Raw genomic sequence first — 20742 nt, forward strand, 5'->3', positions numbered from 1 at the left:
CGAGGTCAGGTGGTGTGCGTGGTACCTCGGAAACGTGCGTCGAGTCGTCGAAGGTTGCGTCCGGCATCAACTACGTGGCCGGCCGGCCCCCGTCCCGTACGTCGTCATCGGTTCCCCCCCCCCGAGGTCAGAATGGTTCCTCTACCTCATAGATGTCGCGAGCGCCCGGAAAAGTTGCTTCGGATCGCCGACTTCGGTTCCGGTTGCCCGCAAGGGCAGCGTCAGGTGTGCCGGATCGCCTGCAGGATCAGGGCGTTCCGCGCGTTCTGGCCGGCCGGGACGGTGGTGTGCCGGCCGTCGCGCAGGTCCGTGTGCAGCCGTTCGGGATGTGCCGCGAGGAACTCGGCCCAGGGCACGATCCGCAGGTCGGGGTGGTGCAGCGCCGCCTGCTCGAGCTGCAGGTTGATCCATTCGCTGTTGCGCTGATCGGCGACCTGGACCGCGGCGGGCTCGTCGGTCCGGGACACCTGGACGTCGACCCAGTACACCGTCCGGTCCGGCCCGGCGATCCGGAGTGCGCGCTCGACCTGCGCGGCGAACGCGGGCGGATCGAAGATGTCGTTGGACCCGACTGCCATCACGATTCGCCGCGGCAGACCGTACTCGCGGGCCCACGCGGCCATCGCGTCGACCGCGGCCGACGTCGGCTGACCGGCCCAGCTGTACTCCGCGAACGACGTGTGCAGCTGCTGGCCGATGAGTTGGCCGAGGGCGGCGCCGTCCTGGACGGCGATGCTGTCACCGAAGAGCACCACACCGTTGTTCTTGACCGTCTCGCGGACCGCCGCGCTGTCCGAGATCACCCGTTCGTTCGCCTGCCAGGGTCCGAGTGTGCCGGAGCCGTAGCTTCCCGGGCTGACCGCCGGCGCGGCGGCCTTCGCGTGCGCGGCCGGGGCCTCCAGGTGCAGCAGCGCCAGGAGGAACGCGGTCAGGACCACGATGACAGCGGCCGAGACCGACCAACGCTTGACGAGCATGCCTACCTCCTCCGAGATCTTCACGCGGAGGTCGGCGGCGAGGTTTACCGGCTGCGGAGGGCGTCCGCGATCAGCTCGTTGCGGGCGTCGCGGCCGGCCGGCTGGCTGGTGTGCACACCGTCGCGCAGGTACTCGGCGGGGCGGTCCGGCTGGGCCATCAGGAAGCCGGACCAGTCGATGATCCGCAGGTTCGGGTGCCGGAGCGCGGCGTCCTGCAGTTGCTGGTTGATCCAGGCGCTGTTGGCGAGGTCGGCATCCCGGATGGCGTCCGACTGCTTGGTGCGGGCGACGTACGTGTTCACCCAGTACACCGTCCGGTCCGGCCCGGCGATCCGGAGTGCGCGCTCGACCTGCGCGGCGAACGCCGGCGGGTCGAAGATGTCGTTCGTCCCGACGGCCATCACGATCCGCCGCGGCAGACCGTAGTCACGCGACCACTCCTCGAGCGCGTCGACCGCCGCCGACGCCGGCTGCCCCGACCAGTCGTGGATCGCGATCGACTCGCCGGTGCGATCGGTCAGCAGTCGTTCGAGCCCGGCGCTGTCCTGGACGGCGATGCTGTCGCCGAACATGAAGATCCCGTCGAACGCGAGCACGTCGCGGATCTCGTCCTCGGGGGAGATCCGGTGCGCCAGGCCGTCCCACGGGCCGAGCGTCCCCGATCCCCAGCGGCCCGGACCCTTCGAGGGCACGCTGTACGAGCCGCCGACCGTACTGTCGGCACTCGTCGAACGCGGCTCGAGGACGACGAACACCACGCCCAGCAAGGCCAGCACGAGCAGCGTCACCCCGATCGCGGTGGCCGACGCCACGAACCGTCGCAGCAGTGACACGCGCTCGTGGCGCGGCCGTATTCGCACCATCGCGACGTCCCCCAGCCTCCGTCGTCGTCTCCTCACACTGACATGACGCGGTGACCCCCGAATCCGCTGCATGCTCCTACCCCCCACGTGTTCGGAGCGAACCCCCCGGTTCCCCGAACCAGCATCCCCGAAGAGCTGGAGGGTGGGTAGGTTTCCGGTCATGCCGGAACCAGATCACCTCCGCGATCTCGAACGCACCCGCCTGTCGCACCTGGTCGCGCGCCGGATCCCGGAGGCCGACGCGATCCACGCGCCGGACTTCGTCATCGTCACGCCGAGCGGCCACGCGTGGACCAAGGCGGAGTACCTGGGCGGTATCGAGACCGGCGAGATCCTGTATCGCCGCTTCGAGCCGATCACCCCGACCGGCTGGCAGATCCGCTGGTCACAGGCAACGGCGGTGACCTGATGTATCGGCCCGGCCGCCGGGCTGATCAGCCTGCTCGTTCCGCCTCGCTGCGCTCGACGCAGAACTCGTTGCCTTCGAGGTCCTTCATCGTGACCCAGCCGCGGCCGTCGGGGACGCGGTGGTCCTCGTGGACGGTGCCGCCGAGCGACAGGATCCGCTCGACCTCCTCGTCCCGCGTCCGCTCGGTCGGGGCCCAGTCGAAGTGCACCCGGTTCTTCACGGTCTTGCCTTCCGGGACCGCGATGAACAGCAGCCCGGGCACCGGCGACGGCGCCTGCACCAGGACCTCGGTGTCACCCGGCTCGTCCCCGCCGGCCACCGGCCAGCCGGTCACGGTGCTCCAGAACCGCGCGAGCTCGTACGGGTTCGCGGCGTCGATCGTCACATGTCGCAGCATCATGGCCAGACCTTAACCGGACGGCAGGTTTCAAGGGGTCGCGAACTGTCCGTGGCCGGGTCTACTGTGCGGAACATGGGCGCCGGGCCAGAGGGGTCCGGCCGGCTTGGGGGAAGGACAGTTCGATGGCATCCCGGCTCAATCCGTACATCCAGTTCGACGGCGACGCACGCGCGGCGATGGAGTTCTACCAGAGCGTCTTCGGCGGCGACCTGTCTGTGAACACGTTCAAGGAGTTCGGCTCCGGTCACGGCCCGGAGGACGACGAGAAGCTGATGCACAGCCAGCTGGAGACCCCGAGCGGGTTCACGCTGATGGCGTCCGACACGCCGCAGGGCATGCCGTACAACCCGGGGGAGAACATCGCGATCAGCCTCAGCGGCGAGGGCGACGAGCTGCGCGGCTACTACGAGAAGCTGTCCGCCGACGGTGGCAAGGTGACGGTCCCGCTCGAGAAGCAGATGTGGGGCGACGAGTTCGGCATGGTCACCGACCGGTTCGGGATCAACTGGATGGTCAACGTCGCGGCCGCCGGCTGAGCCTCGCCTCCCCCGGGGAAAACCGGTGTCCCCGGGGGAAGCCTCGCGGCTACCTTGGTCTGGTATGGGACTCAACGACGTGCTCTACGACCCCATCCGGCACAACTACTGGGCGACAGGCAGCCTGATCGATTTCTGTCGTGCGCAGAACCTGACACCTGAGCAGCTCGAGATCACCGGTGTCGGCACGTACGGCGGCATTCTCGCGACGCTCGACCACATCGTGCGCTGCGACGGCAGCTACCTGCGCCGGATCGCCGACCGGCCGCTCGACTTCGTCGACGGCGATCCGGCGACCGACCTGGAGACGCTCGCCCGCTGGAACGCCGAGATCGGCGACCTGTGGGAGTACTTCCTGACCCGGCCGATCGATGTCGAACGCGTGATCATCATCGACGACAACACCCGCGGCACCCGGGCCGGGATCTTCGTCGCGCAGGCGATCAACCACGCCAACCACCACCGCGAGCAGGTCTGCGCCATCCTCACCGGCCTCGGCATCGAGCCGCCGGACATCCAGGCCTGGGAGTACGCCTGGACCAGCGAGCGGATCTGGGACCTGGACCAGACGCCGGCCTAGGCCCTGTCCGGATGGCCTGTCCGGCCCTAGCCGCCCGCGACCGCCGACATCAGGCCCGGCTCGTAGGAGCCGCCGAGCTGGTTCAGTGTCACGGCGAGCCGGTTGGTCGCGTTGATCATCGCGATCAGCGTGACGAGCGCGATCAGCTGGTCCTCGTCGTAGTACTTGCCCGCCCGGGCCCAGGTCTCGTCCGAAACGCCGCCGGGCAGTTCGGACAACCGCGTCGCCTCTTCGGTGAGGGCCAGCGCGGCCTGCTCCGCCTCGGTGAAGACGGTCGAGTGCCGCCAGCCCGCGACGAGGTTCAGGCGGGTCGCGGTCTCACCTTCGGCCGCGGCCTCCTTCGCGTGGATGTCGATGCAGTTTCCGCAGCCGTTGATCTGGCTGGCTCGCAGCATGACCAGGTTCTGGGTGGTGTGCGACAGGCCGGTCTGCTGCAGCAGGGTGTGTACCGCGAACAGCCGCTTCGCCAGCTTGCCGCCGAGCTCGTTCTGCATCAGGTCGATCCTGGGTTCCATTGTTCGTCGTCCTCACTCTGGGATCTACTGGATGACCACGAGATGCTCGCCGCCCTGCCCTCGTGACGGGGTTGCGGCGTGACGAGCGCCATACAGACGGAGGTGTCACAGGAGCGGGCCGGGCGGCATCTTGTGGGTGACACACGCGTGCGGAAGGAGCCACGTCATGACCGGGACCGACCGGGCCACCGAGGCCTTCGTTGCTCATCGCAACCTCTTGTTCACCGTCGCCTACGAGCTGCTCGGTTCGGCCGCGGACGCGGAGGACGTGCTGCAGGAGACCTGGCTGCGGTGGGTCGGCGTGGACCTCGACACCGTGCTCGACCAGCGCGCGTACCTGGTCCGGATCGCCAGCCGTCAGGCCCTGCAACGCCTCCGCACCCTGGGCCGCCGCAAGGAGTCGTACGTCGGACCGTGGCTGCCGGAGCCCCTGCTGACCGCGCCTGACGTGGCCGAGGACGTCGAACTCGCCGACAGCGTCTCGATGGCGATGCTGCTGGTCCTGGAGACCCTCAAGCCGACCGAACGCGCGGTCTTCGTCCTCCGCGAGGTGTTCGGGCTCGACTACGACGAGATCGCCAAGGCCGTCGACAAGACTCCCGAGGCTGTCCGCCAGATCGCGCACCGGGCCCGGTCCCATGTTGCCGCCCGTCGTCCTAGAGGTGTTGTGTCCGCCGACCAGACCCGCGACGCCATCGACGCGTTCCAGCGGGCTGTGAACACCGGCGACCTGCAGGGCCTGGTCGACATCCTGGCGCCCGACGTGGTCTTTCTCGGTGACGGCGGCGGCGTCGTACAGGCCCTTCCCCGTCCCGTCGTCGGTGCCGAGAAGGTGGCTCGCCTCCTCGCGCTGGCGGTGGAACGGCTGGCCGAAGGCTCGCTGGAGACGACTCAGATCAACGGGCAGCCGGCGCTCGTTCTCCGCTTCACCGACGAGGTCGACACCGTCACGGTCCTGCACGTCGAGGACGGCAAGATCGCCGGTCTGTACGCGGTGCGGAACCCTGCCAAGCTGTCCCGTCTCACCGACGAGACCTACCTGACCCGCTAACTGACGTCGGGGCGGGTCATGAGCGGCGCCGTGACATGCAGCGCCAGGCTGGGGCCGGTCAGCGGAACGACGTTCCAGGCGGCGGACGCCGTACCGCCCTCGACAACCAGCCGGACTCGGTGCGGCGTGGTGATGACGTAAATGTCGGCGACGAACCTGTCACCCTGCCAAGCGCCCGCCGCGACAATCGGCCGCCCGAGCGGCGAACTCTCCCACCACTCCCCAAACCCGACCGCGACCTCCACCCCCTCCCCAAGCCACACAACCCAACCACCGCCACCCCGACCGCCCACCACAGCCCCATCGCCCGTCGCGCCGACCACCGGGGTCGCGTCGGCCGGGGCGCTGACCACCGCAGTCCCATCGACCGGGGTGGCGACCACCGGGGTTCCGTGGACCGGGGCGGCGGCCGCCTCGGTTCCGCCGATCGGAGCGGGTACCACCGCCGTCCCGACGACCTGGGTGGCGGCCGCCTGGGTCTCGTTGGCTGGGGTGGCGACCGCCGGGGTTCCGTCGGCCGGGGCGACGGCTGCCTCGGTTCCGCCGATTGGCGCGGGTACTACCGCGGTCCCGGCGACCTGGGTGGCGGCCGCGTGGGTCCCGTGGGACTGGGTGGCGACCGCCTCGGTGCTGTCGACTGGGGTGACGATGACCGCGGTGCCGTCGGGCAGTGGGGAGTGCGGTGCTGAGCTGTCGGCCTTCGCCTCGACGGGATGTGCGGGTCCTGGTGAACCCGGCACCGGCGCGAGGGTCAGGTGGCGCAGTCGGTCGGCCAGGGTCTCGTCGTCCTCGGTGGTTCCCGGATCGTCTAGGCCGGGGAAGAGGCACTCCCAGAACAGGCCGGGCAGCGCGTCCGTCGGGACGACGGCGCCGGTCACGGCGATCACCAGGTCGTGCTCCGGGACCACCACGCAGTACTGGCCGTAGGAGCCGTGACCGTGGTAGCCGTGCCGTGAGATCCAGAACTGATAGCCGTACCCGGACTCGAAATCCGGGTTCCGCAACCAGTTCGGAAGCGGGAGCGTGTCGACGTGCCGAGTGGTGGCGAGGTCCACCCACGCGCGGGGGACGAGTTGACGGTCGTGCCAGCGGCCTCCGCGCAGCAGCAGTTCACCGAACGCGGCGATGGCCTCGGTCGTGAGATGCAGCCCGTGGAACCCGAAGGCAGCTCCGCTCGCCACACGGTCCCATTCGGCGTGATCGATGCCCATCGGCGCGAACAGGCGCTCGTCGAGAAACTCCGGGAGATCGCTGCCCCTGACCCGCTCCACCATCCGGGCGAGGACGTACGTGGTCGAGTTGTCGTACACGTGCCGACTGCCCGCCGCGTCCGGGAACGGCGTCCGCAGGAAGCCCTTCACGAGGTCGTCCGGCTCCAGCTGCCACGCCTCGGTGAGGCTGTCCTCCCGGTTCCCGACCGTCATCGACAGCAGATGGTGAACCGTGAGACGGCGTGCCTGCTCGGAGATGTCGTCCGGCACATGATCGGGCAACACGTCGACCACCCGGTCGTCCAGCGCGAGCAGCCCGTCGGTGATCGCGAGTCCGACGGCGACCGAGGTGAACGACTTGGTCAGCGAGTACAGCAGGTGCGGCCGTTCGGCGGAGTACGGCGCCCACCAGCCCTCGGCGACGACGCGCCCGTCGCGGACGACCATCAGCGAGTGGCACTCAACCCCCCGCTCCTCAAGCCGATCCAGCAATCGCCCGATCGCCCGAGCCGACATCCCCGAACCCCTCGGCGAAGACCGCGCCAACAGCTGACCTTGACCAAACACCCCCGCACCCTAAGCCGAACACGACTCCGTCGGCGCGCGAGTTTCCCGACCCCGCTGCCCCACACGTGCCCGACCGCGTCCCCCGCACAAGCCCGCCCTCGCCGAAACACTCCGCTTCCCCGCTGAGCTCCGGCTGGCCCAGGGGAGTTCTTCGCGGAGCAGGCTGCTCGCCGGCCCGTGTGGGTGTTGGCGCGTGGGTTGCCGGGGCGGTTAAGGCGTGTTCGGGGGGAGTTGTTTGCGGAGGAGGGTGATTGTTGTTTCGTAGCGGGTGACTGATCCGTCTGGGGCGTCCACGTCCCATGCGCCGGTTTCGCTGCCGGTGACGGCGTATCCGAGTCGCTCGTACAAGCGCTGCGGCCGGGTGCTCGCGTCGTCCACGCCCAGCTCGGCGAAGGGAATGCCCCGGGCGCGGATGCATTCCTCGAGTGCCTGGATCAGCACCGTGCCGATCCCGCACGACTGCAGCGGCTCGATGACCGACAGCTGGTACAAGGTGGCGCCGCCCGGCGGCTTCAGATAGTCGACCGCGCCGAACCCCACCGGCTGGCCCGAGGGCGTGCACACCGCAAGGTAGTCGACCTCGCCACGCTCGGCCCTCTCCAGCTCTTTGCCCATCGCAACGACCTTCGAAGGAGACTCTCCCAGCCTCGGCAGGTCCCCAGCCACCAACGCACGAACCGTCAACGGAACCACGACTTCGTACACGGCGCTCACCTCCTTCAGCCCAGCCAGGCTAAGCCGCCCCATCCGTCCCCGGCCAACGCATTTCCCGCCGCTGCCGGGCCAAACCGAGTCCGACGGCGGCATCTGGCACGCACACTCACCCGCGAGCTGCTAGCCGCCGTATCCCGAGCAGACCAGGCCCTCAGCCCGCCAACCCACCTAGCCCGCAGCGATGCAGCCGTGAGGGTCCCGGGTCAGGTTGGGTCGTGGGGATGGAGGATCGGGTCGATATGGGTAAGCATCTCTCGCAGTTCGGCTGCTCCCTGGCGGACATGTGGGCTGGTGTCGTGGACGAGGGCGTCGCAGGCCTCCAAGGCCTGGTCTCGGTCGGACGCGAAGAGTTGGAAGACTGTCGTGGCGGCGTCGTGGATGTAGGTGGTCTGTTGTGGATCCGCGGAGGTCAGTGCCTCGGCGACGATTGTGAAGCCTGCGGTGTCCTGTCGTCGGAGCAGCGCCTCAGCGGTTGTCAGCGTGACGAAGGTGTCGCCGTTGTCGAGTACGAGCCGGCGCAGCGGATCCCGGGCCTCGGGCGCCTCGGCGAAGACCGCCAGCGCCCGACCCGCGTCAGCCCGGTCCCGGTAGTCCGCGCTGGCCGCGAGCTCGATCAGCGCGGTAACCACCCGGCTTCTCAAGTGCTGGCTCACGCCAGTAGGCGGGTGGATTCGGGGACGGGGGTCACCGGAGTGCCCTTGGCGAAGTAGGTGAGGAGGTTTTCGACGACCAGGTTGGCCATCGCGTCCCGGGTGGGGATGGTGGCGGAGCCGACGTGGGGGAGGAGCACGGCGTTGGGGAGGGTGAGGAGGTCGGGATGGACCTTCGGCTCGTGTTCGAAGACGTCCAGGCCGGCGGCGTGGATGGTGTTGGTGCGGAGGGCGTCGACCAGGGCCTGCTCGTCGACGACCGTGCCGCGGGCGACGTTGATCACGATGCCTTCAGGGCCCAGCGCCTTGAGCACTTCGGCGTTGACCAGGTGGCGGGTGCTGTCGCCGCCGGGGATGACGATCATCAGGATGTCGACATCGGCGGCCATGTCGACGAGGGACGGATAGTAGTCGTAGGGGACGTCCTTGGCGTTGCGGTTGTGGTAGGCAACGGTGATGCCGAAGGGCTGGACGCGGTCGGCGATCGCCTGGCCGATCCGGCCGAGGCCGAGGATGCCCATCCGGCGGCCGTGCATCGTTGCGCGGGTCAACGGGTACGGACGCCCGCCGGCCCACTTCCCCTCGCGCAGGTACCGCTCGGCCTGCCCGAGCTCGCGCACCGTCATCAGCAGCAGACCGAGTGCGGTGTCGGCGACCTCGTCGTCCAGGACGCCAGGCGTGTTGGTGACCACGACACCGCGCTCGGCCGCGGCGGTCGCGTCGATGCGGTCGTAGCCGACGCCGAAGCTCGCGACCAGGCGGACCCCGGGCAGCCGGTCGAGGAACGGGCCGTCGATGGCCGCACCACCGGTGGCGACCGCGACGATCTCGTCCCGCCGGGCCGCGAGGACCGCGTCCGGGTCGCTCTCCTCCCACAGCCGGATCAGCTCGCAGTGACCGTCCAACCCGGCGGTGACGGCTTCGTTCATCGGTCCTGGCATCAGCACGACTGGTAGTCCCATGCGTTCATCCTTGTCGACCGACGGCGGCCGGACCAGGAACCCGACCAGCATTTCTCAGGCCCTGGACAGGAACCCAACCGGAACCGAAGCTCATCGCCGCCCCTGGTGTCCCGGCCACCGCAGCGACGACCATCGGGACAGGGAGGCCATCATGATCATCGACTGCGCTTACTACCGGGACGGCCGCCGCCAGCACGTCGAGGCGATGTCGGTCGCGGACGCCGCCGCGGCCTGCCGGGCCGGCGGGTTCGTCTGGCTGGGCATGCATGAGCCCACCACCGAGGAACTGACCGAGGTCCGGGACAGCTTCGGCCTGCACGAGCTGGCCGTCGAGGATGCGCAAACGTTCCATCTCCGCCCGAAGGTCGAGCCGTACGAGGGCGACATCCGTCTCGTCATCCTGCGCACCGCCCGGTACGACGACGAGCGGGAGGAGGTCGACTTCGGCGAGGTCAGCGTGTTCGTCGGGCCGTCGTTCGTGATCACGGTCCGCCAGGGCGTGGCCAGCGACCTGCACGGTGCCCGGATCCGGCTCGAGCAACGCCCCGAACTGCTGGAGTGCGGCACGAGTTCGGTGCTCTGGGCGATCCTCGACCAGGTCGTCGACGGGTACGGTCCGGTCGTCGCGGAGCTGGAGCGAGATATCGAGGAGGTCGAGCGGACCGTGTTCGCGGGGTCCGTCGCGCCCACCGAGCGGATCTACTTCCTGCGCCGCGAGGTGACCGACTTCTACCGTGCCGTCCACCCGCTGATCGCGGTCCTCGCCACGCTGGAGCGCGACGCCCGTGCCACGCCGCTCCTGCCGTACTTCCGCGACGTGCACGACCACCTGGTCCTGGTGAACGAGGAGGTCGCCGCGCAGCGTGACCTGCTGGCCACGGTCCTGGAGGCGAACATGGCGGTGATCGGCGTCGAGCAGACCAAGGTCAGCGTCCGGCAGAACGCGACGATCGAGCAGCTGACCATCCTGGCCACGGTCTTCCTGCCGCTGACCTTCGTCACCGGCTTCTTCGGGCAGAACTTCGGCTGGCTGGTCGACCACATCGGGGCCGAGTGGGACTTCGTGGTGCTCGGGATCGGTGGCCTGCTGGTGCCGTGCATCGCGCTGGCGATCTGGTTCCGCCGCCAACGAGCAGCCCGACGGCAAGCTGCTTGACCGGCCGCATTCACACGGCGTTCCAACGATGAACCCAGGGTCGGGAGCAGTAACCACATCCCCTGGAGGTTGTGATGCGAAAGCTCCCCGCCCTCGTCGTCGCCACGGCCGTGCTGGCCGCGGTCGCCCTGTCGCCCGCCTCGGCCGTCCCCGCGCCGCCGACCGCGGCCGGTACGGCGGCTGGTACGGCGGCCGCGACGCCCCCGACGTACGACGCGACGCCGCTGAAGTCGTACCCGGCCTTCGACGCCAATCAGGCGATCGCGGTCGACGCGAAGGCCTTCTACGCGGTCAACAACCGCACGATCACCAAGCACGACCGCCGGACAGGTGAGCCGCTGCTGCAGTTCGCCGGCGACACCGACGGGCCGTTCAAGCACATGGACAGCGGTGTCGTCGTCGGCAGCAAGCTGTACGCCGTGCATTCGAACTACCCCGAGTGGCCGATGGAGAGCTCGATCGAGGTGTTCGACACCAAGACGATGCGCCACGTCGACACGTACTCGTTCGGCATCTACCGCGGCTCCCTGACCTGGCTCGACCGGCACGACGGCGCGTGGTGGGCCGGGTTCGCCAACTACGACGACGTCTCGGACGAGACCAACGAGCCGTACGGCCAGACGTACAACACCCAGGTCGTGAAGTTGAACGACAAGTTCGAGCCGGTGGCGTCCTGGACGATCCCGAAGGAGATCCTGGACCGCTTCAAGCCGATGTCGAACTCCGGCGGCTCCTGGGGACCGGACGGGCGGCTGTGGCTCACTGGGCACGACCTGGGCGAGGCATACGTCATGGAGCTGCCGGTAGCGGGCTCAGAGCTGCGCTGGATCGCCACCGTCGAGCTGCCCGACGTCCAGGGGCAGGGCGTCGCCTGGGACCGTTCCGACCCGCGGCACCCGACGTTCTGGGCGATCAGCCGGCCGAACCGCCAGGTGCACACGTTCAGCATGCCGCTGGGCTCGCTCCAGACACCGACCGCCAAGGGCTGGCAGGTGCTCGGCCCTGGCAGTTTCCGGAAGTAGAAGCCGATCCGGGTAGCGGCCACGCCCTGGCCGCTACCCGGTCGATGCTCGAGGTATGACCAACACAGCAACCTTCCACGCGTACTTCGGCTACCGCGACGGCGTCGGAGCCCTGCGCTGGCTGGAGAAGGCGTTCGGCTTCGAGACCACGATGGAGGTCCCGGACGGCAAGGGCGGGATCATGCACGCCGAGATGCGGTACGGCGGTGTCGCGTTCACGCTGTTCACCGACGAGGAGGGCTACGACCGCCCGACCCGCAAGGGCGACACCGTCGGCCAGGGGATGTACGTCGCGTTCGACGCGGCGGAGGAGGTCGACGCCGTCTTCGCCAAGGCGACCGCTGCCGGAGCCGAGGTGATCTGGAGGCCCGAGATGTCCGAGTGGGGCAACTACCGCTGCCGCGTCGCCGACCCCGAGGGCTACGAGTGGACCTTCGGAACTCACCGCCCCGGCCAGTAGTACAGTCGCCGGACGTGGCGCGTGTACCCATTGACCCGGCAGACGGGCGTGAGATCGAGAACCTCGTCGTGCGGTACGCCGAGTTGGTCGACGACGGTGATTTCGCCGGGGTCGGGGAGTTGCTGGCCGAGACGACGTACCAAGGCAGCGGTGAGCCGCTCCGAGGCTGTGCGGAGATCGAGCAATGGTTCCGCGACACCTTGATCGTCTACCCGGACGGTACGCCGCGCACGCAGCACGTCACGACGAACATCGCGATCGAGCGCGACGAGCACAACGCCGACGAGGCCTTCGCCCGCTCGTACGTGACGGTCCTGCAGGCGGCACCCGGCGACGTACCGCAGATCATCGCCGCCGGCCGCTACCGCGATCGCTTCGAGCGCCGCGACGGCACGTGGCAGTGGCTCGAACGCACCGTGAACATCCGCCTGATCGGCGACCTCGGCAAGCACTTACGCCAGTAGTCAGGTGCGGCGGAAGACCAGCAGTTCGGTCCTTCCGCCGCTGAGCGGGACGAACCGGCTGCCGACGAGTTCGAGGTTGCGTTGGGCGAGGAAGTCGGTCAGCCAGGCGCGCGGGGCGACCGAGTAGATCGTCATCCGGTGGGGTTCGGTCAGCCAGACCTTCGTGGTGGAGTCGTCCAGGCAGTCGTCGGTGATCAGGTCGAACGCGGCGGTGCCGCCCCGGCGGACGACGCGGGCGATCTCGTCGAGGTAGCCGAGCGCGGTGACGAACGGGATGTAGCCGAGCAGCTTGTGGGTGTGCACGAGATCGACCGACGCCGACGGGGTGGACGCGAGCGTATGACCGTCGGCCGGCTGGAAGGTGAGCGTCGGCAAGGTGTCCTGGAGATAGCGGATCCAGTCCTTCGCGGTCTCGTAAACCTCGTAGTAGCTCGGCTGCAACGCGGACAGGATCTGGGTCGTGTAGCGCCCGGATCCGGGCCCGATCTCGCACACCCGGTCCACGGTGTCCGGCGTGAGATGACCGATCTCGAGCATGGCGTCGACGGTGCCGGCCGTCGCTCCGGGCTCGGCGCTGTAGCTGTCCAGGAAGTCGCCGACGGTCTTGCCTGCCTTCCCGGCCTGCCGGATCGTCGAGCGGGCCGGCAGGAACGGGCTGATGGCCGGGTCGGTGGTGTAGCCGCGGATCAGCTGGAAGCCGGTCGGGCGAAGGGCCCGATTGACCCCGACCTGCATGGAATGCCGAACAGACATTGGTTCCCCCAATGAGTAGACGTGCGCAAGTTCCCCCCTGCGCGCTGCCCATGATGCCTAGTCGACCGGCGAGAATCCATGCAGGCCAAGGATCTGTTCGATGACCGGCGTCTCCCATTACTGGCTGTCCCGGCATTCTTGCCATACGGGTTCGTAAGGCCCGCTTGTCGCCGTCAGCAACTAGTCGCCGACCGGCAGTGTGTCCGGTGGTCCTGTCGCAGGACGTGGCCGAGGAGACACGCCGGGTCCGGGATCTGCTGGATCGACGATGATCCAGCAGATCCCGAGCGATGCCAGGCTAGGAGGACCAGCCGCCGAGGTTCAGGTCGGCGACGACGACCGGCTGGCCGGAGACGAGTGACTGGTTGGCGGCGATACCGACCGCGACCGCGCGCACACCGTCGTGGACATCGGCCGCGCGGCCCAGCGAATCGTTGCCCGGGCCAACGAAAAGGTCGTTGTAGATCAGCTTGTCACCGCCGCCGTGGCCACCCTCGCCCCGCGGGATCTCGACCTCGACGGCGGTCGCCCAGTGCTTCTGCAGCACCAGCCGCTCGCCGTTGGTCCGGACGTCGCCCGCGATCACCCGGCCGGACGGGTAGCTGGGGTCGATCTGGTCGTCGACGACCGCGGCCCGCTCGACCACCTCCAGTTCCGCGCGGCCGAGCGTGCCGTTGACCGACACCCGGTACCCCTCCCACGGCGAGTGCGCGTTCAGCGAGTAGCTCAGTCGCGCGCCGTTGGCGTACTCCGCGATCACGGACATGTTGTCCTCGATCGTGATCCCCGGGCCGAACACGTCCTGGTCGCGCAGGTACCCGTCGTACTTCTCGCTCTCGTAGTACAGCTGCCGGTTCGTGTCGTCGGTGCGCAGGTCCAGCAGCCACGGGTCGCCGGCCGAATCGTCGACCGTGCCACGCGCCGGCCGCTCGCCGAGCCCGCGGGCCGCCGCGTTGTCGGAGCCGTAGAAGGCCAGTCCGCCGGACGCGAAGACGCGTTTCGGCGACGAGGCGATCCACCAGTTCACCAGGTCGAAGTGGTGGGACGCCTTGTGGATCAGCAGGCCGCCGGAGTTCTTCTTCTCCCGGTGCCAGCGCCGGAAGTAGTCCGCGCCGTGCCGGGTGTCGAGCACCCACTGGAACTCGACGCTGGTCACGTCCCCGATCTCGCCGTCCTGGATCAGCTGCCGCAGCGCGCTGTTCCGCGGTGAGTACCGGTAGTTGAAGGTGACGACGACGGACCTGCCCGACTCGTTCATCGCGTCGACGATCTGCCGGGTGCCGTCCGCGTCGATGGTCAGCGGCTTCTCGACGATCACGTCGGCGCCGGCCCGCAGCAGCCGCGACACGACCGCCGCGTGCGTGTAGTCGGGGCTGGTCACCACCACGCGGTCGACGGCCTGCTCCTTGACCATCCGCTCCAGGTCGTCGGCGCCGTACTGCGGGAGCTCGCTGCCGCCGAGCTCGGCGACGAAGCGCTGGTGGAACGCGAGCCGGCCCGGGTTCGGGTCGAGCAGGGCAACCAGCTCCGCCTCCTCGGGGTGGTCCTGGAGGATCGCGCGGATGTACGACTGCGCGCGCGAACCGGTCCCGGCGACTGCATACCGTCTGGCCACGGTGGACTCCTTCTACTCGTGTAGACACCGACGCTAGCAACCGCTTTCCGGACCGGTCAACCGTCGTACCATCGCTGCATGCCCAAGGACCCGGTGACCCGCAACGACGTGGCGGAGTACGCCGGGGTCAGCACTGCCGTCGTCAGCTACGTGGTGAACGAGGGCCCGCGGAAGGTCGCGCCGGAGACCCGTGAGCGGGTGCTCGACGCGATCCGCGCGCTCGGGTACCGGCCGAACGCGACCGCCCGGGCGCTGCGGATGGGGACGACGCGCACCTTCGGGCTGATCACGCCGGACGGCGGCAATCCGCTGTTCGCCGAGCTCGCGAAGGCGATCGACCGGGAGGCCGCCGCCCGCGGGTACGTCGTGCTGCAGACGAGCGCCGACGGGGACCCGGTCACCGAGCGGGCGAAGATCGCGGAGCTGCTGACCCGCCAGGTCAGCGGGCTGATGCTGGTCGCGCCGACCGCGGATCCGTCGCTGGACGACGTCGAGGTCCCGGTGATCGCGATCAACCGCGTGCTGCCGACGGTCAGCTCGGTGCGCCCGGCGTACCGCGAGGGCGCCCGGCTCGGTGTCGAGCACCTGATCTCGCACGGTCATCGCCGGATCGGCCTGGTGATCGGCGGCGCCGGTCATCCCGAGCGCGAGCTGGGCTGGCGCGACGCGCTCGAGGCGGCGGGGCTCGCGGAGGGCCCGATCGCTCGTGCCTCGTTCTCCCGCGAGGGCGGGTACCGGGCGGCGCAGACGCTGCTGGCGGCACAGCCCACCGCGATCTTCGCCAGCTCCGACCTGCAGGCGATCGGCGTACTGCGGGCGCTGCACGAGGCCGGCCGCGCCGTGCCCGACGACATCGCGGTCGCGGCGTTCGACGGGACGCCCGAGACCGAGTACACCTGGCCGCCGCTGACCGTCGTCCGTCAGCCGGTCGAGAACCTGGCCCGCGAAGCGGTCCGCCGGCTGATCGACGGCGAGGAGTCGACCGAGGCACTGACCGTCCCGACCGAGCTGATCCTGCGCAGGTCCTGCGGCTGCTAGAGCGTGCCGACGTCCTCGAAGATCAGGGCCGTCCGGGTGGCGAGGACCTCGGGGATCGCCTGTAGTTTCTCCAGGACGAGGCGGCGGAGGCCCTCGTTGTCGGCCGCGCGGACCAGCAGGATCGCGTCGAAGTCGCCGCCGACCAGGGCCATGTGCTTGATCTCGGGGATCGCCTGGAGCTGTTTGCGCAGCGTCCGCCAGGAGCTCTGACGGAGACTCAGAGTGACGTACGCCGAGGTGGCGAGGCCCAGCTTGAGCGGGTCGACGGTGACCGTGAAACCGGTGATGACGCCGGTGTTCGTGAGCCGCTCGACCCGGGCGTAGGCGTTCGCGCGGGAGATGTGCACCTCGTCGGCGAGGGCCCGGATCGACAGCCGTCCGTCCCGCCCGAGGGCCTCGATGATCTGCCGATCGATCTCGTCGAGCGCCGGGGCGACGACAATCTGTCCAGGACCGGCCCGATGGACCATCACCTCGTCGGACATTCTGCATCTCCTGTCGCGCTCCGGAATCCAAACGTCTCGCGATTCTCCCAGCTATGGATCCACTTGGCCAGGAGGGACGACGATGTGGCTACCGTCCGTCTCCTGCGCTGGAGGGTTCATGACCACCGTCGAGGAGCGTTTGCTCCCCTCCGCGGACCCCGTCTGTCTGATCGATCAGTACGGTGTTCCGCACGACCACCCGTCGTACCGGCTGCCCTCCAAAGAGGCGCTGCTCGACGGCTACACACAGTTGATCAAGGGCCGTCGCTTCAACGACCAGGCCAGTGCGCTGGTCCGCCAGGGCCGGCTCGCGGTGTACCCGTCGTCGTTCGGCCAGGAGGCCTGTCAGCTCGCGGCCACGATGGTGCTGCGCGAGGGCGACTGGCTGTTCCCGACGTACCGCGACTCGGTGTCGATCATGAGCCGCGGCGTCGACCCGATCGAGACGCTGACGCTGCTCCGCGGCGACTGGCACTCGGGCTACGACCCGTACGCGCACAAGGTCGCGCCGCAGGCGACCCCGCTGGCGACCCAGCTCCCGCACGCGGTCGGTGTCGCGCACGCGGCCCGGCTGAAGGGGGAGGACACGGTCGTGATGGCGCTCGTCGGCGACGGCGGCACGAGTGAGGGCGACTTCCACGAGGCCCTCAACTTCGCGGCGGTGTTCCAGGCGCCGGTGGTGTTCTTCATCCAGAACAACGAGTACGCGATCTCCGTCCCGCTCGCCCGGCAGAGCGCGGCGCCGTCGCTCGCGCACAAGGGCATCGGGTACGGCATCCCGGGTGAACGGGCCGACGGCAACGATCTCGCCGGCCTGCTGGCCGTGCTCGGACAGGCCGTCGACAAGGCCCGCGCGGGCGAGGGGCCGCAGCTGATCGAGGCGCACACCTACCGGGTGCAGGCGCACACCAACGCCGACGACGCGACCCGCTACCGCGAGGACGCGGAGGTCGCCCCCTGGCTGGAGCGCGACCCGATCGAGCGGCTGACGACGTACCTCGAGCAGCAGGGCTGGCTGGACGACGACGTGAGGCAGCGTGCCGAGGCCGGCGCCGTCGAGGTGGCTGCGCGGCTGCGTGACGGGCTGATGCCGGAGCCGTCCGTCGACCCCGACGACCTTTTCGCGCATCTCTACGCCTCGCAAACCCAGCAGCTGCGAGAGCAGGCAGCGTTCCTCCGTGACGAGCTCGCGCGAGAGGAGGCCTGAGATGGCGCACACGAAGATCTCGATGGCGCAGGCGCTCAACCAGGCGCTGCGGGACGCGATGACCGCCGACGAGTCCGTGGTGATGTTCGGGGAGGACGTCGGCGCGCTCGGCGGCGTCTTCCGGATCACCGACGGGCTGACCGCGGAGTTCGGCGACAAGCGCTGCTTCGACACCCCGCTGGCCGAGGCCGGCATCGTCGGGATGGCGGTCGGCATGGCGATGAACGGCCTGCGCCCGGTCGTCGAGATGCAGTTCGACGCGTTCGGGTACCCGGCGTTCGAGCAGGTCGTCTCGCACGTCGCCAAGATGCGCAACCGGACCCGCGGCCGGGTCACGCTGCCGATGGTGATCCGGATCCCGTACGGCGGCGGCATCGGCGGCGTCGAGCACCACAGCGACTCCTCGGAGAGCTACTTCGCGCACACCCCCGGGCTGACCGTGGTGACCCCGGCGACGGTCGCGGACGCGTACGCGTTGTTGCGCGAGGCAATCGAGTTCCCGGATCCGGTCGTGTTCATGGAGCCGAAGAAGCTGTACTGGGCCAAGGAAGAGGTCGACCTCACCGAGGCGCAGCCCGGGATCGGCAAGGCCGTCGTCCGCCGGGAAGGCGCGGACGCGACGCTCATCGCCTACGGCCCCGCGGTGCCGGTCGCGCTGGAGGCGGCCGAGGTCGCCGCGGCCGAGGGACGTCAGCTGACCGTGGTGGATCTGCGGTCGGTGGTGCCGTTCGACGACGAGACGGTGTGCGCGGCGGTCCGGCGTACCGGCCGGGCTGTCGTGGTCGCCGAGGCGAGCGGGTTCGCGAGCGTGTCGTCGGAGATCGTCGCCCGCGTCACGGAGAAGTGCTTCCACTCGCTGGCCGCGCCGGTGCGGCGGGTGACCGCGTTCGACATCCCGTTCCCGCCGCCGAAGCTGGAGAAGCACCAGCTGCCGAGCGTGGACCGGATCCTCGACGCGGTCGACGACCTGCAGTGGGAGGACTCGTGAACACGTTCCTGCTCCCGGATCTCGGCGAGGGCCTGACCGAGGCGGAGATCGTGCGCTGGCTGGTGAAGGTCGGCGACGTGATCGCCGTCGACACCCCGATCGCGGAGGTCGAGACCGCCAAGTCGATTGTCGAGCTGCCGTCGCCGTACGCCGGGGTGATCGAGGAACTGCACGGCGAGCCCGGGACCACGGTGCCGGTCGGGAAACCGCTCATCACGGTCGGGGATCCGGACGGGGCGGCGTACCGGCAGGAGGAGCGGGCCGGCTCGGGGAACGTCCTGGTCGGCTACGGCACGGACGCGAGCACGTCGTCGGGCCGGCGGCGGAAACCGCGTTCGGTGGTTTCCGGAAAGAAGTCGGCGCCGGTTGCGGAAAATGTTCCGGAAAACAAGGTTCCGTTGGTGGTGTCCCCGGTGGTGCGCCGGTTGGCGCGGGACGCCGAGGTGGATCTTCGCGAGCTGACCGGGTCGGGTGAAGGCGGCCTGATCGTCCGGCGGGACGTCGAGGAGGCCATCGCCGCGCGGCTCCGGACCACGCAGGAGCCGGAGCTGGTGGGGTCGGCGCCGGCCGGGTCCGGTCCGGTCGCGGCCGGCGCTGTCGGGTTCGGTGCGGCAGGGTCAGCTGGGGTCGGGTCCGGTGCGGCCGGGGCCGGTGCGGCCGGGGCCGGTGCGGCCGGTGCGGTCGCCGCCGGTGCGGTTGCTGCGCGGACCGGGTTGCCTGAGTTGCGGCGCGTTCCGATGAGTGGTTTCCGTAAGGCGGTCGTGGCGACGCTGAGCCGGAGCCGGGCGGAGATCCCCGAGGCGACCACCTGGGTCGACGTGGACGCGACCGCGCTGATCGAGCTCCGCGAATCGTTGCGATCGGCAACGGACTCCGGCCCGGGACTGCTCGCGCTGATGGCCCGCTTCGTGGTCGCCGGCCTGCTGAAGTACCCGGAGCTGAACGGGTACGTCGACACCGAGCGCGAGGAACTCGTCCAGTACGACGGCGTGAACCTCGGCCTGGCCGCGCAGACCGACCGTGGTCTCGTGGTCCCGGCGGTCGCGGGCGCCCACGCACTGACGACGCGCGGTCTGGACGCGGAGATCCGCCGCCTGACCGGGTCGGCGCGCGACGGTCGGCTGACCCAGCAGGAGCTGACCTGCGGGACGTTCACCTTGAACAACTACGGCAGCTTCGGGGTCGACGGCAGCGCCGCGATCATCAACCACCCGCAGGTCGCGATCCTCGGCGTCGGCCGGATCATCGACCGGCCGTGGGTGGTCGACGGTGAGCTCGCGATCCGCAAGCTCACGCAGCTGTCGCTCGTGTTCGACCACCGTGTCTGCGACGGCGGAACGGCAGCCGCCTTCCTGCGCTTCGTCGCCGACGCGTTCGAGAACCCCGCGTCCGCCTTCGCCGATCTCTAAGAGATCTGCCGCGGCCGCAGTCCGACCAGGATCACCCGCAGCCCGGAGGCGAACCGTGCCTCCGGGCCGGCGTGGCTGTCGCGGTCCAGGTACGCCGCGAGATGCTCCGCGTCGACGCCCATCCGGCCGGCTGACTCCGACGCCCAGCGTGATCCGTTCAGGCCACTGCGCCGTACGACCGACAGCCAGGCGGCGTCGGTGACGGCCGCGCCGATCAGGTACTGGAAGATCGCGGAGACCGCCGCGACCAGGTGTGTGCCGCGGAATCCCGCCGACCTGAGGATCGAGTGCAGGCGCTGGGTCAGCCCTTGGTAGTTCGGCCCGAGCCCGGCGTGCGACGCGAGCAGCTCACACGCCCACGGGTGCTCCGACAACGCCTGGTAGGCCGCCCCGACGACGGCCGTCACCTCGTCCCGCCAGTCGCCTTCGTCCGGCGCCGGCACCAGCGCGGCCGCGAACACCTCGTCCACGACCAGCTCGAGCAGGTCGTTCTTGGTGGCGATCCGCCAGTACAGCGCCGAGGTCGCGGCGGTGCCGAGCTCGGCCGCCATCCTCCGCATCGAGAACGTGTCCAGGCCTTCGCGGTCGAGCACCTTGATCGCGGTCAGCACGATGTCGTCCCGGCTCAGCGGCGCCCGCGTCGACGACGGCTCCTCGCGCAGCCACACCGACCCCAGCACCGTCTTCCGATCCGCTTCACGCGCCACCCG

At 69.6% G+C, this 20742-nt stretch carries 24 protein-coding genes; 12 read left to right on the top strand and 12 right to left on the bottom strand.

The window, feature by feature from the left end; translation table 11 throughout:
* Positions 1 to 221: 221 nt before the first annotated feature.
* Positions 222 to 977, bottom strand: coding sequence for a hypothetical protein (locus ABZW60_RS40815; RefSeq protein WP_355486047.1), 756 nt, complete (start codon positions 975 to 977; stop codon positions 222 to 224).
* Positions 978 to 1021: 44 nt separating this feature from the next.
* Positions 1022 to 1840: a GDSL-type esterase/lipase family protein gene (locus ABZW60_RS40820; RefSeq protein WP_355486048.1), complete on the bottom strand. Its 819-nt coding sequence runs from the start codon at positions 1838 to 1840 to the stop codon at positions 1022 to 1024.
* Between the two features lie 160 nt (positions 1841 to 2000).
* Between ABZW60_RS40820 and ABZW60_RS40825 the strand changes: the two genes are divergently transcribed.
* Positions 2001 to 2249 carry a nuclear transport factor 2 family protein gene (locus tag ABZW60_RS40825; protein ID WP_355486049.1) on the top strand — a complete coding sequence of 83 codons (249 nt, stop codon included), beginning with the start codon at positions 2001 to 2003 and terminating at the stop codon, positions 2247 to 2249.
* 25 nt (positions 2250 to 2274) lie between these two features.
* On the opposite strand, the gene ABZW60_RS40830 is transcribed toward ABZW60_RS40825, so the two are convergent.
* Entirely contained in the window at positions 2275 to 2649 is a 375-nt protein-coding gene (locus tag ABZW60_RS40830) for a VOC family protein (RefSeq protein ID WP_355486050.1), read from the bottom strand.
* Between the two features lie 122 nt (positions 2650 to 2771).
* Here ABZW60_RS40830 and ABZW60_RS40835 point away from each other — a divergent pair, with 122 nt between their 5' ends.
* Together ABZW60_RS40835 and ABZW60_RS40840 are read left to right on the top strand one after the other, a co-directional pair.
* Positions 2772 to 3185: a VOC family protein gene (locus ABZW60_RS40835; RefSeq protein ID WP_355486051.1), complete on the top strand. Its 414-nt coding sequence runs from the start codon at positions 2772 to 2774 to the stop codon at positions 3183 to 3185.
* Positions 3186 to 3249: 64 nt separating this feature from the next.
* Positions 3250 to 3765: a DinB family protein gene (locus ABZW60_RS40840; RefSeq protein WP_355486052.1), complete on the top strand. Its 516-nt coding sequence runs from the start codon at positions 3250 to 3252 to the stop codon at positions 3763 to 3765.
* A 26-nt stretch (positions 3766 to 3791) separates the two neighbouring features.
* On the opposite strand, the gene ABZW60_RS40845 is transcribed toward ABZW60_RS40840, so the two are convergent.
* Positions 3792 to 4280 (bottom strand): carboxymuconolactone decarboxylase family protein, encoded by a 489-nt coding sequence (locus ABZW60_RS40845; RefSeq protein ID WP_355486053.1) that lies wholly within the window; start codon positions 4278 to 4280, stop codon positions 3792 to 3794.
* Positions 4281 to 4446: 166 nt separating this feature from the next.
* On the opposite strand from ABZW60_RS40845, the gene ABZW60_RS40850 reads away from it, so the two are divergent.
* Positions 4447 to 5331, top strand: a complete 885-nt coding sequence (locus ABZW60_RS40850; protein ID WP_355486054.1) for an RNA polymerase sigma-70 factor — start codon at positions 4447 to 4449, stop codon at positions 5329 to 5331.
* Here the strand turns inward: ABZW60_RS40850 and ABZW60_RS40855 are convergent.
* The 4 genes from ABZW60_RS40855 to ABZW60_RS40870 all read right to left on the bottom strand — a co-directional run bounded on the left by ABZW60_RS40855 (position 5328) and on the right by ABZW60_RS40870 (position 9435).
* Positions 5328 to 7058, bottom strand: a complete 1731-nt coding sequence (locus tag ABZW60_RS40855) for a serine hydrolase (protein WP_355486055.1) — start codon at positions 7056 to 7058, stop codon at positions 5328 to 5330. The two genes, ABZW60_RS40850 and ABZW60_RS40855, sit on opposite strands and share 4 nt — an antisense overlap.
* A gap of 261 nt (positions 7059 to 7319) precedes the next feature.
* A complete protein-coding gene (locus tag ABZW60_RS40860; protein ID WP_355486056.1) occupies positions 7320 to 7814 on the bottom strand; it encodes a GNAT family N-acetyltransferase in 495 nt (164 codons plus the stop codon).
* A gap of 212 nt (positions 7815 to 8026) precedes the next feature.
* On the bottom strand, positions 8027 to 8452 hold the full coding sequence (locus ABZW60_RS40865; RefSeq protein WP_355486057.1) for a hypothetical protein: 426 nt from the start codon (positions 8450 to 8452) through the stop codon (positions 8027 to 8029).
* A gap of 20 nt (positions 8453 to 8472) precedes the next feature.
* The gene (locus tag ABZW60_RS40870; protein WP_355486058.1) at positions 8473 to 9435 is read right to left on the bottom strand and encodes a 2-hydroxyacid dehydrogenase; all 963 of its coding nucleotides are present in this window, start codon (positions 9433 to 9435) and stop codon (positions 8473 to 8475) included.
* 151 nt (positions 9436 to 9586) lie between these two features.
* On the opposite strand from ABZW60_RS40870, the gene ABZW60_RS40875 reads away from it, so the two are divergent.
* The 4 genes from ABZW60_RS40875 to ABZW60_RS40890 all read left to right on the top strand — a co-directional run bounded on the left by ABZW60_RS40875 (position 9587) and on the right by ABZW60_RS40890 (position 12537).
* Positions 9587 to 10591: a magnesium and cobalt transport protein CorA gene (locus tag ABZW60_RS40875; RefSeq protein WP_355486059.1), complete on the top strand. Its 1005-nt coding sequence runs from the start codon at positions 9587 to 9589 to the stop codon at positions 10589 to 10591.
* A gap of 74 nt (positions 10592 to 10665) precedes the next feature.
* Positions 10666 to 11613, top strand: a complete 948-nt coding sequence (locus ABZW60_RS40880) for a hypothetical protein (protein WP_355486060.1) — start codon at positions 10666 to 10668, stop codon at positions 11611 to 11613.
* Positions 11614 to 11668: 55 nt separating this feature from the next.
* Positions 11669 to 12073 (top strand): VOC family protein, encoded by a 405-nt coding sequence (locus ABZW60_RS40885; protein ID WP_355486061.1) that lies wholly within the window; start codon positions 11669 to 11671, stop codon positions 12071 to 12073.
* A gap of 14 nt (positions 12074 to 12087) precedes the next feature.
* Entirely contained in the window at positions 12088 to 12537 is a 450-nt protein-coding gene (locus tag ABZW60_RS40890) for a nuclear transport factor 2 family protein (RefSeq protein WP_355486062.1), read from the top strand.
* On the opposite strand, the gene ABZW60_RS40895 is transcribed toward ABZW60_RS40890, so the two are convergent.
* Together ABZW60_RS40895 and ABZW60_RS40900 are read right to left on the bottom strand one after the other, a co-directional pair.
* The gene (locus tag ABZW60_RS40895; RefSeq protein ID WP_355486063.1) at positions 12538 to 13290 is read right to left on the bottom strand and encodes a class I SAM-dependent methyltransferase; all 753 of its coding nucleotides are present in this window, start codon (positions 13288 to 13290) and stop codon (positions 12538 to 12540) included.
* Between the two features lie 298 nt (positions 13291 to 13588).
* Positions 13589 to 14905: a Gfo/Idh/MocA family oxidoreductase gene (locus ABZW60_RS40900; protein WP_355486064.1), complete on the bottom strand. Its 1317-nt coding sequence runs from the start codon at positions 14903 to 14905 to the stop codon at positions 13589 to 13591.
* Between the two features lie 78 nt (positions 14906 to 14983).
* Between ABZW60_RS40900 and ABZW60_RS40905 the strand changes: the two genes are divergently transcribed.
* Positions 14984 to 15943 carry a LacI family DNA-binding transcriptional regulator gene (locus ABZW60_RS40905; RefSeq protein WP_355486065.1) on the top strand — a complete coding sequence of 320 codons (960 nt, stop codon included), beginning with the start codon at positions 14984 to 14986 and terminating at the stop codon, positions 15941 to 15943.
* Here ABZW60_RS40905 and ABZW60_RS40910 read toward each other — a convergent pair.
* Positions 15940 to 16428 carry an Lrp/AsnC family transcriptional regulator gene (locus tag ABZW60_RS40910; RefSeq protein ID WP_167205109.1) on the bottom strand — a complete coding sequence of 163 codons (489 nt, stop codon included), beginning with the start codon at positions 16426 to 16428 and terminating at the stop codon, positions 15940 to 15942. The two genes, ABZW60_RS40905 and ABZW60_RS40910, sit on opposite strands and share 4 nt — an antisense overlap.
* Positions 16429 to 16546: 118 nt before the next feature.
* Here ABZW60_RS40910 and ABZW60_RS40915 point away from each other — a divergent pair, with 118 nt between their 5' ends.
* From ABZW60_RS40915 to ABZW60_RS40925, 3 genes are read left to right on the top strand one after another with little or no spacing between them, the layout of a single operon-like run.
* Positions 16547 to 17635 (top strand): thiamine pyrophosphate-dependent dehydrogenase E1 component subunit alpha, encoded by a 1089-nt coding sequence (locus ABZW60_RS40915; protein ID WP_355486066.1) that lies wholly within the window; start codon positions 16547 to 16549, stop codon positions 17633 to 17635.
* A gap of 1 nt (position 17636) precedes the next feature.
* Positions 17637 to 18623, top strand: a complete 987-nt coding sequence (locus ABZW60_RS40920; protein ID WP_355486067.1) for an alpha-ketoacid dehydrogenase subunit beta — start codon at positions 17637 to 17639, stop codon at positions 18621 to 18623.
* On the top strand, positions 18620 to 20032 hold the full coding sequence (locus tag ABZW60_RS40925) for a dihydrolipoamide acetyltransferase family protein (RefSeq protein ID WP_355486068.1): 1413 nt from the start codon (positions 18620 to 18622) through the stop codon (positions 20030 to 20032). The genes ABZW60_RS40920 and ABZW60_RS40925 overlap by 4 nt, the downstream gene beginning before the upstream one ends.
* Here ABZW60_RS40925 and ABZW60_RS40930 read toward each other — a convergent pair.
* A complete protein-coding gene (locus ABZW60_RS40930; RefSeq protein WP_355486069.1) occupies positions 20029 to 20739 on the bottom strand; it encodes a TetR/AcrR family transcriptional regulator C-terminal domain-containing protein in 711 nt (236 codons plus the stop codon). The two genes, ABZW60_RS40925 and ABZW60_RS40930, sit on opposite strands and share 4 nt — an antisense overlap.
* Between the last annotated feature and the right edge of the window lie 3 nt (positions 20740 to 20742).

Origin of the sequence: Kribbella sp. NPDC003557 (assembly GCF_040610805.1) — a bacterium.
GTDB lineage: Bacteria > Actinomycetota > Actinomycetes > Propionibacteriales > Kribbellaceae > Kribbella.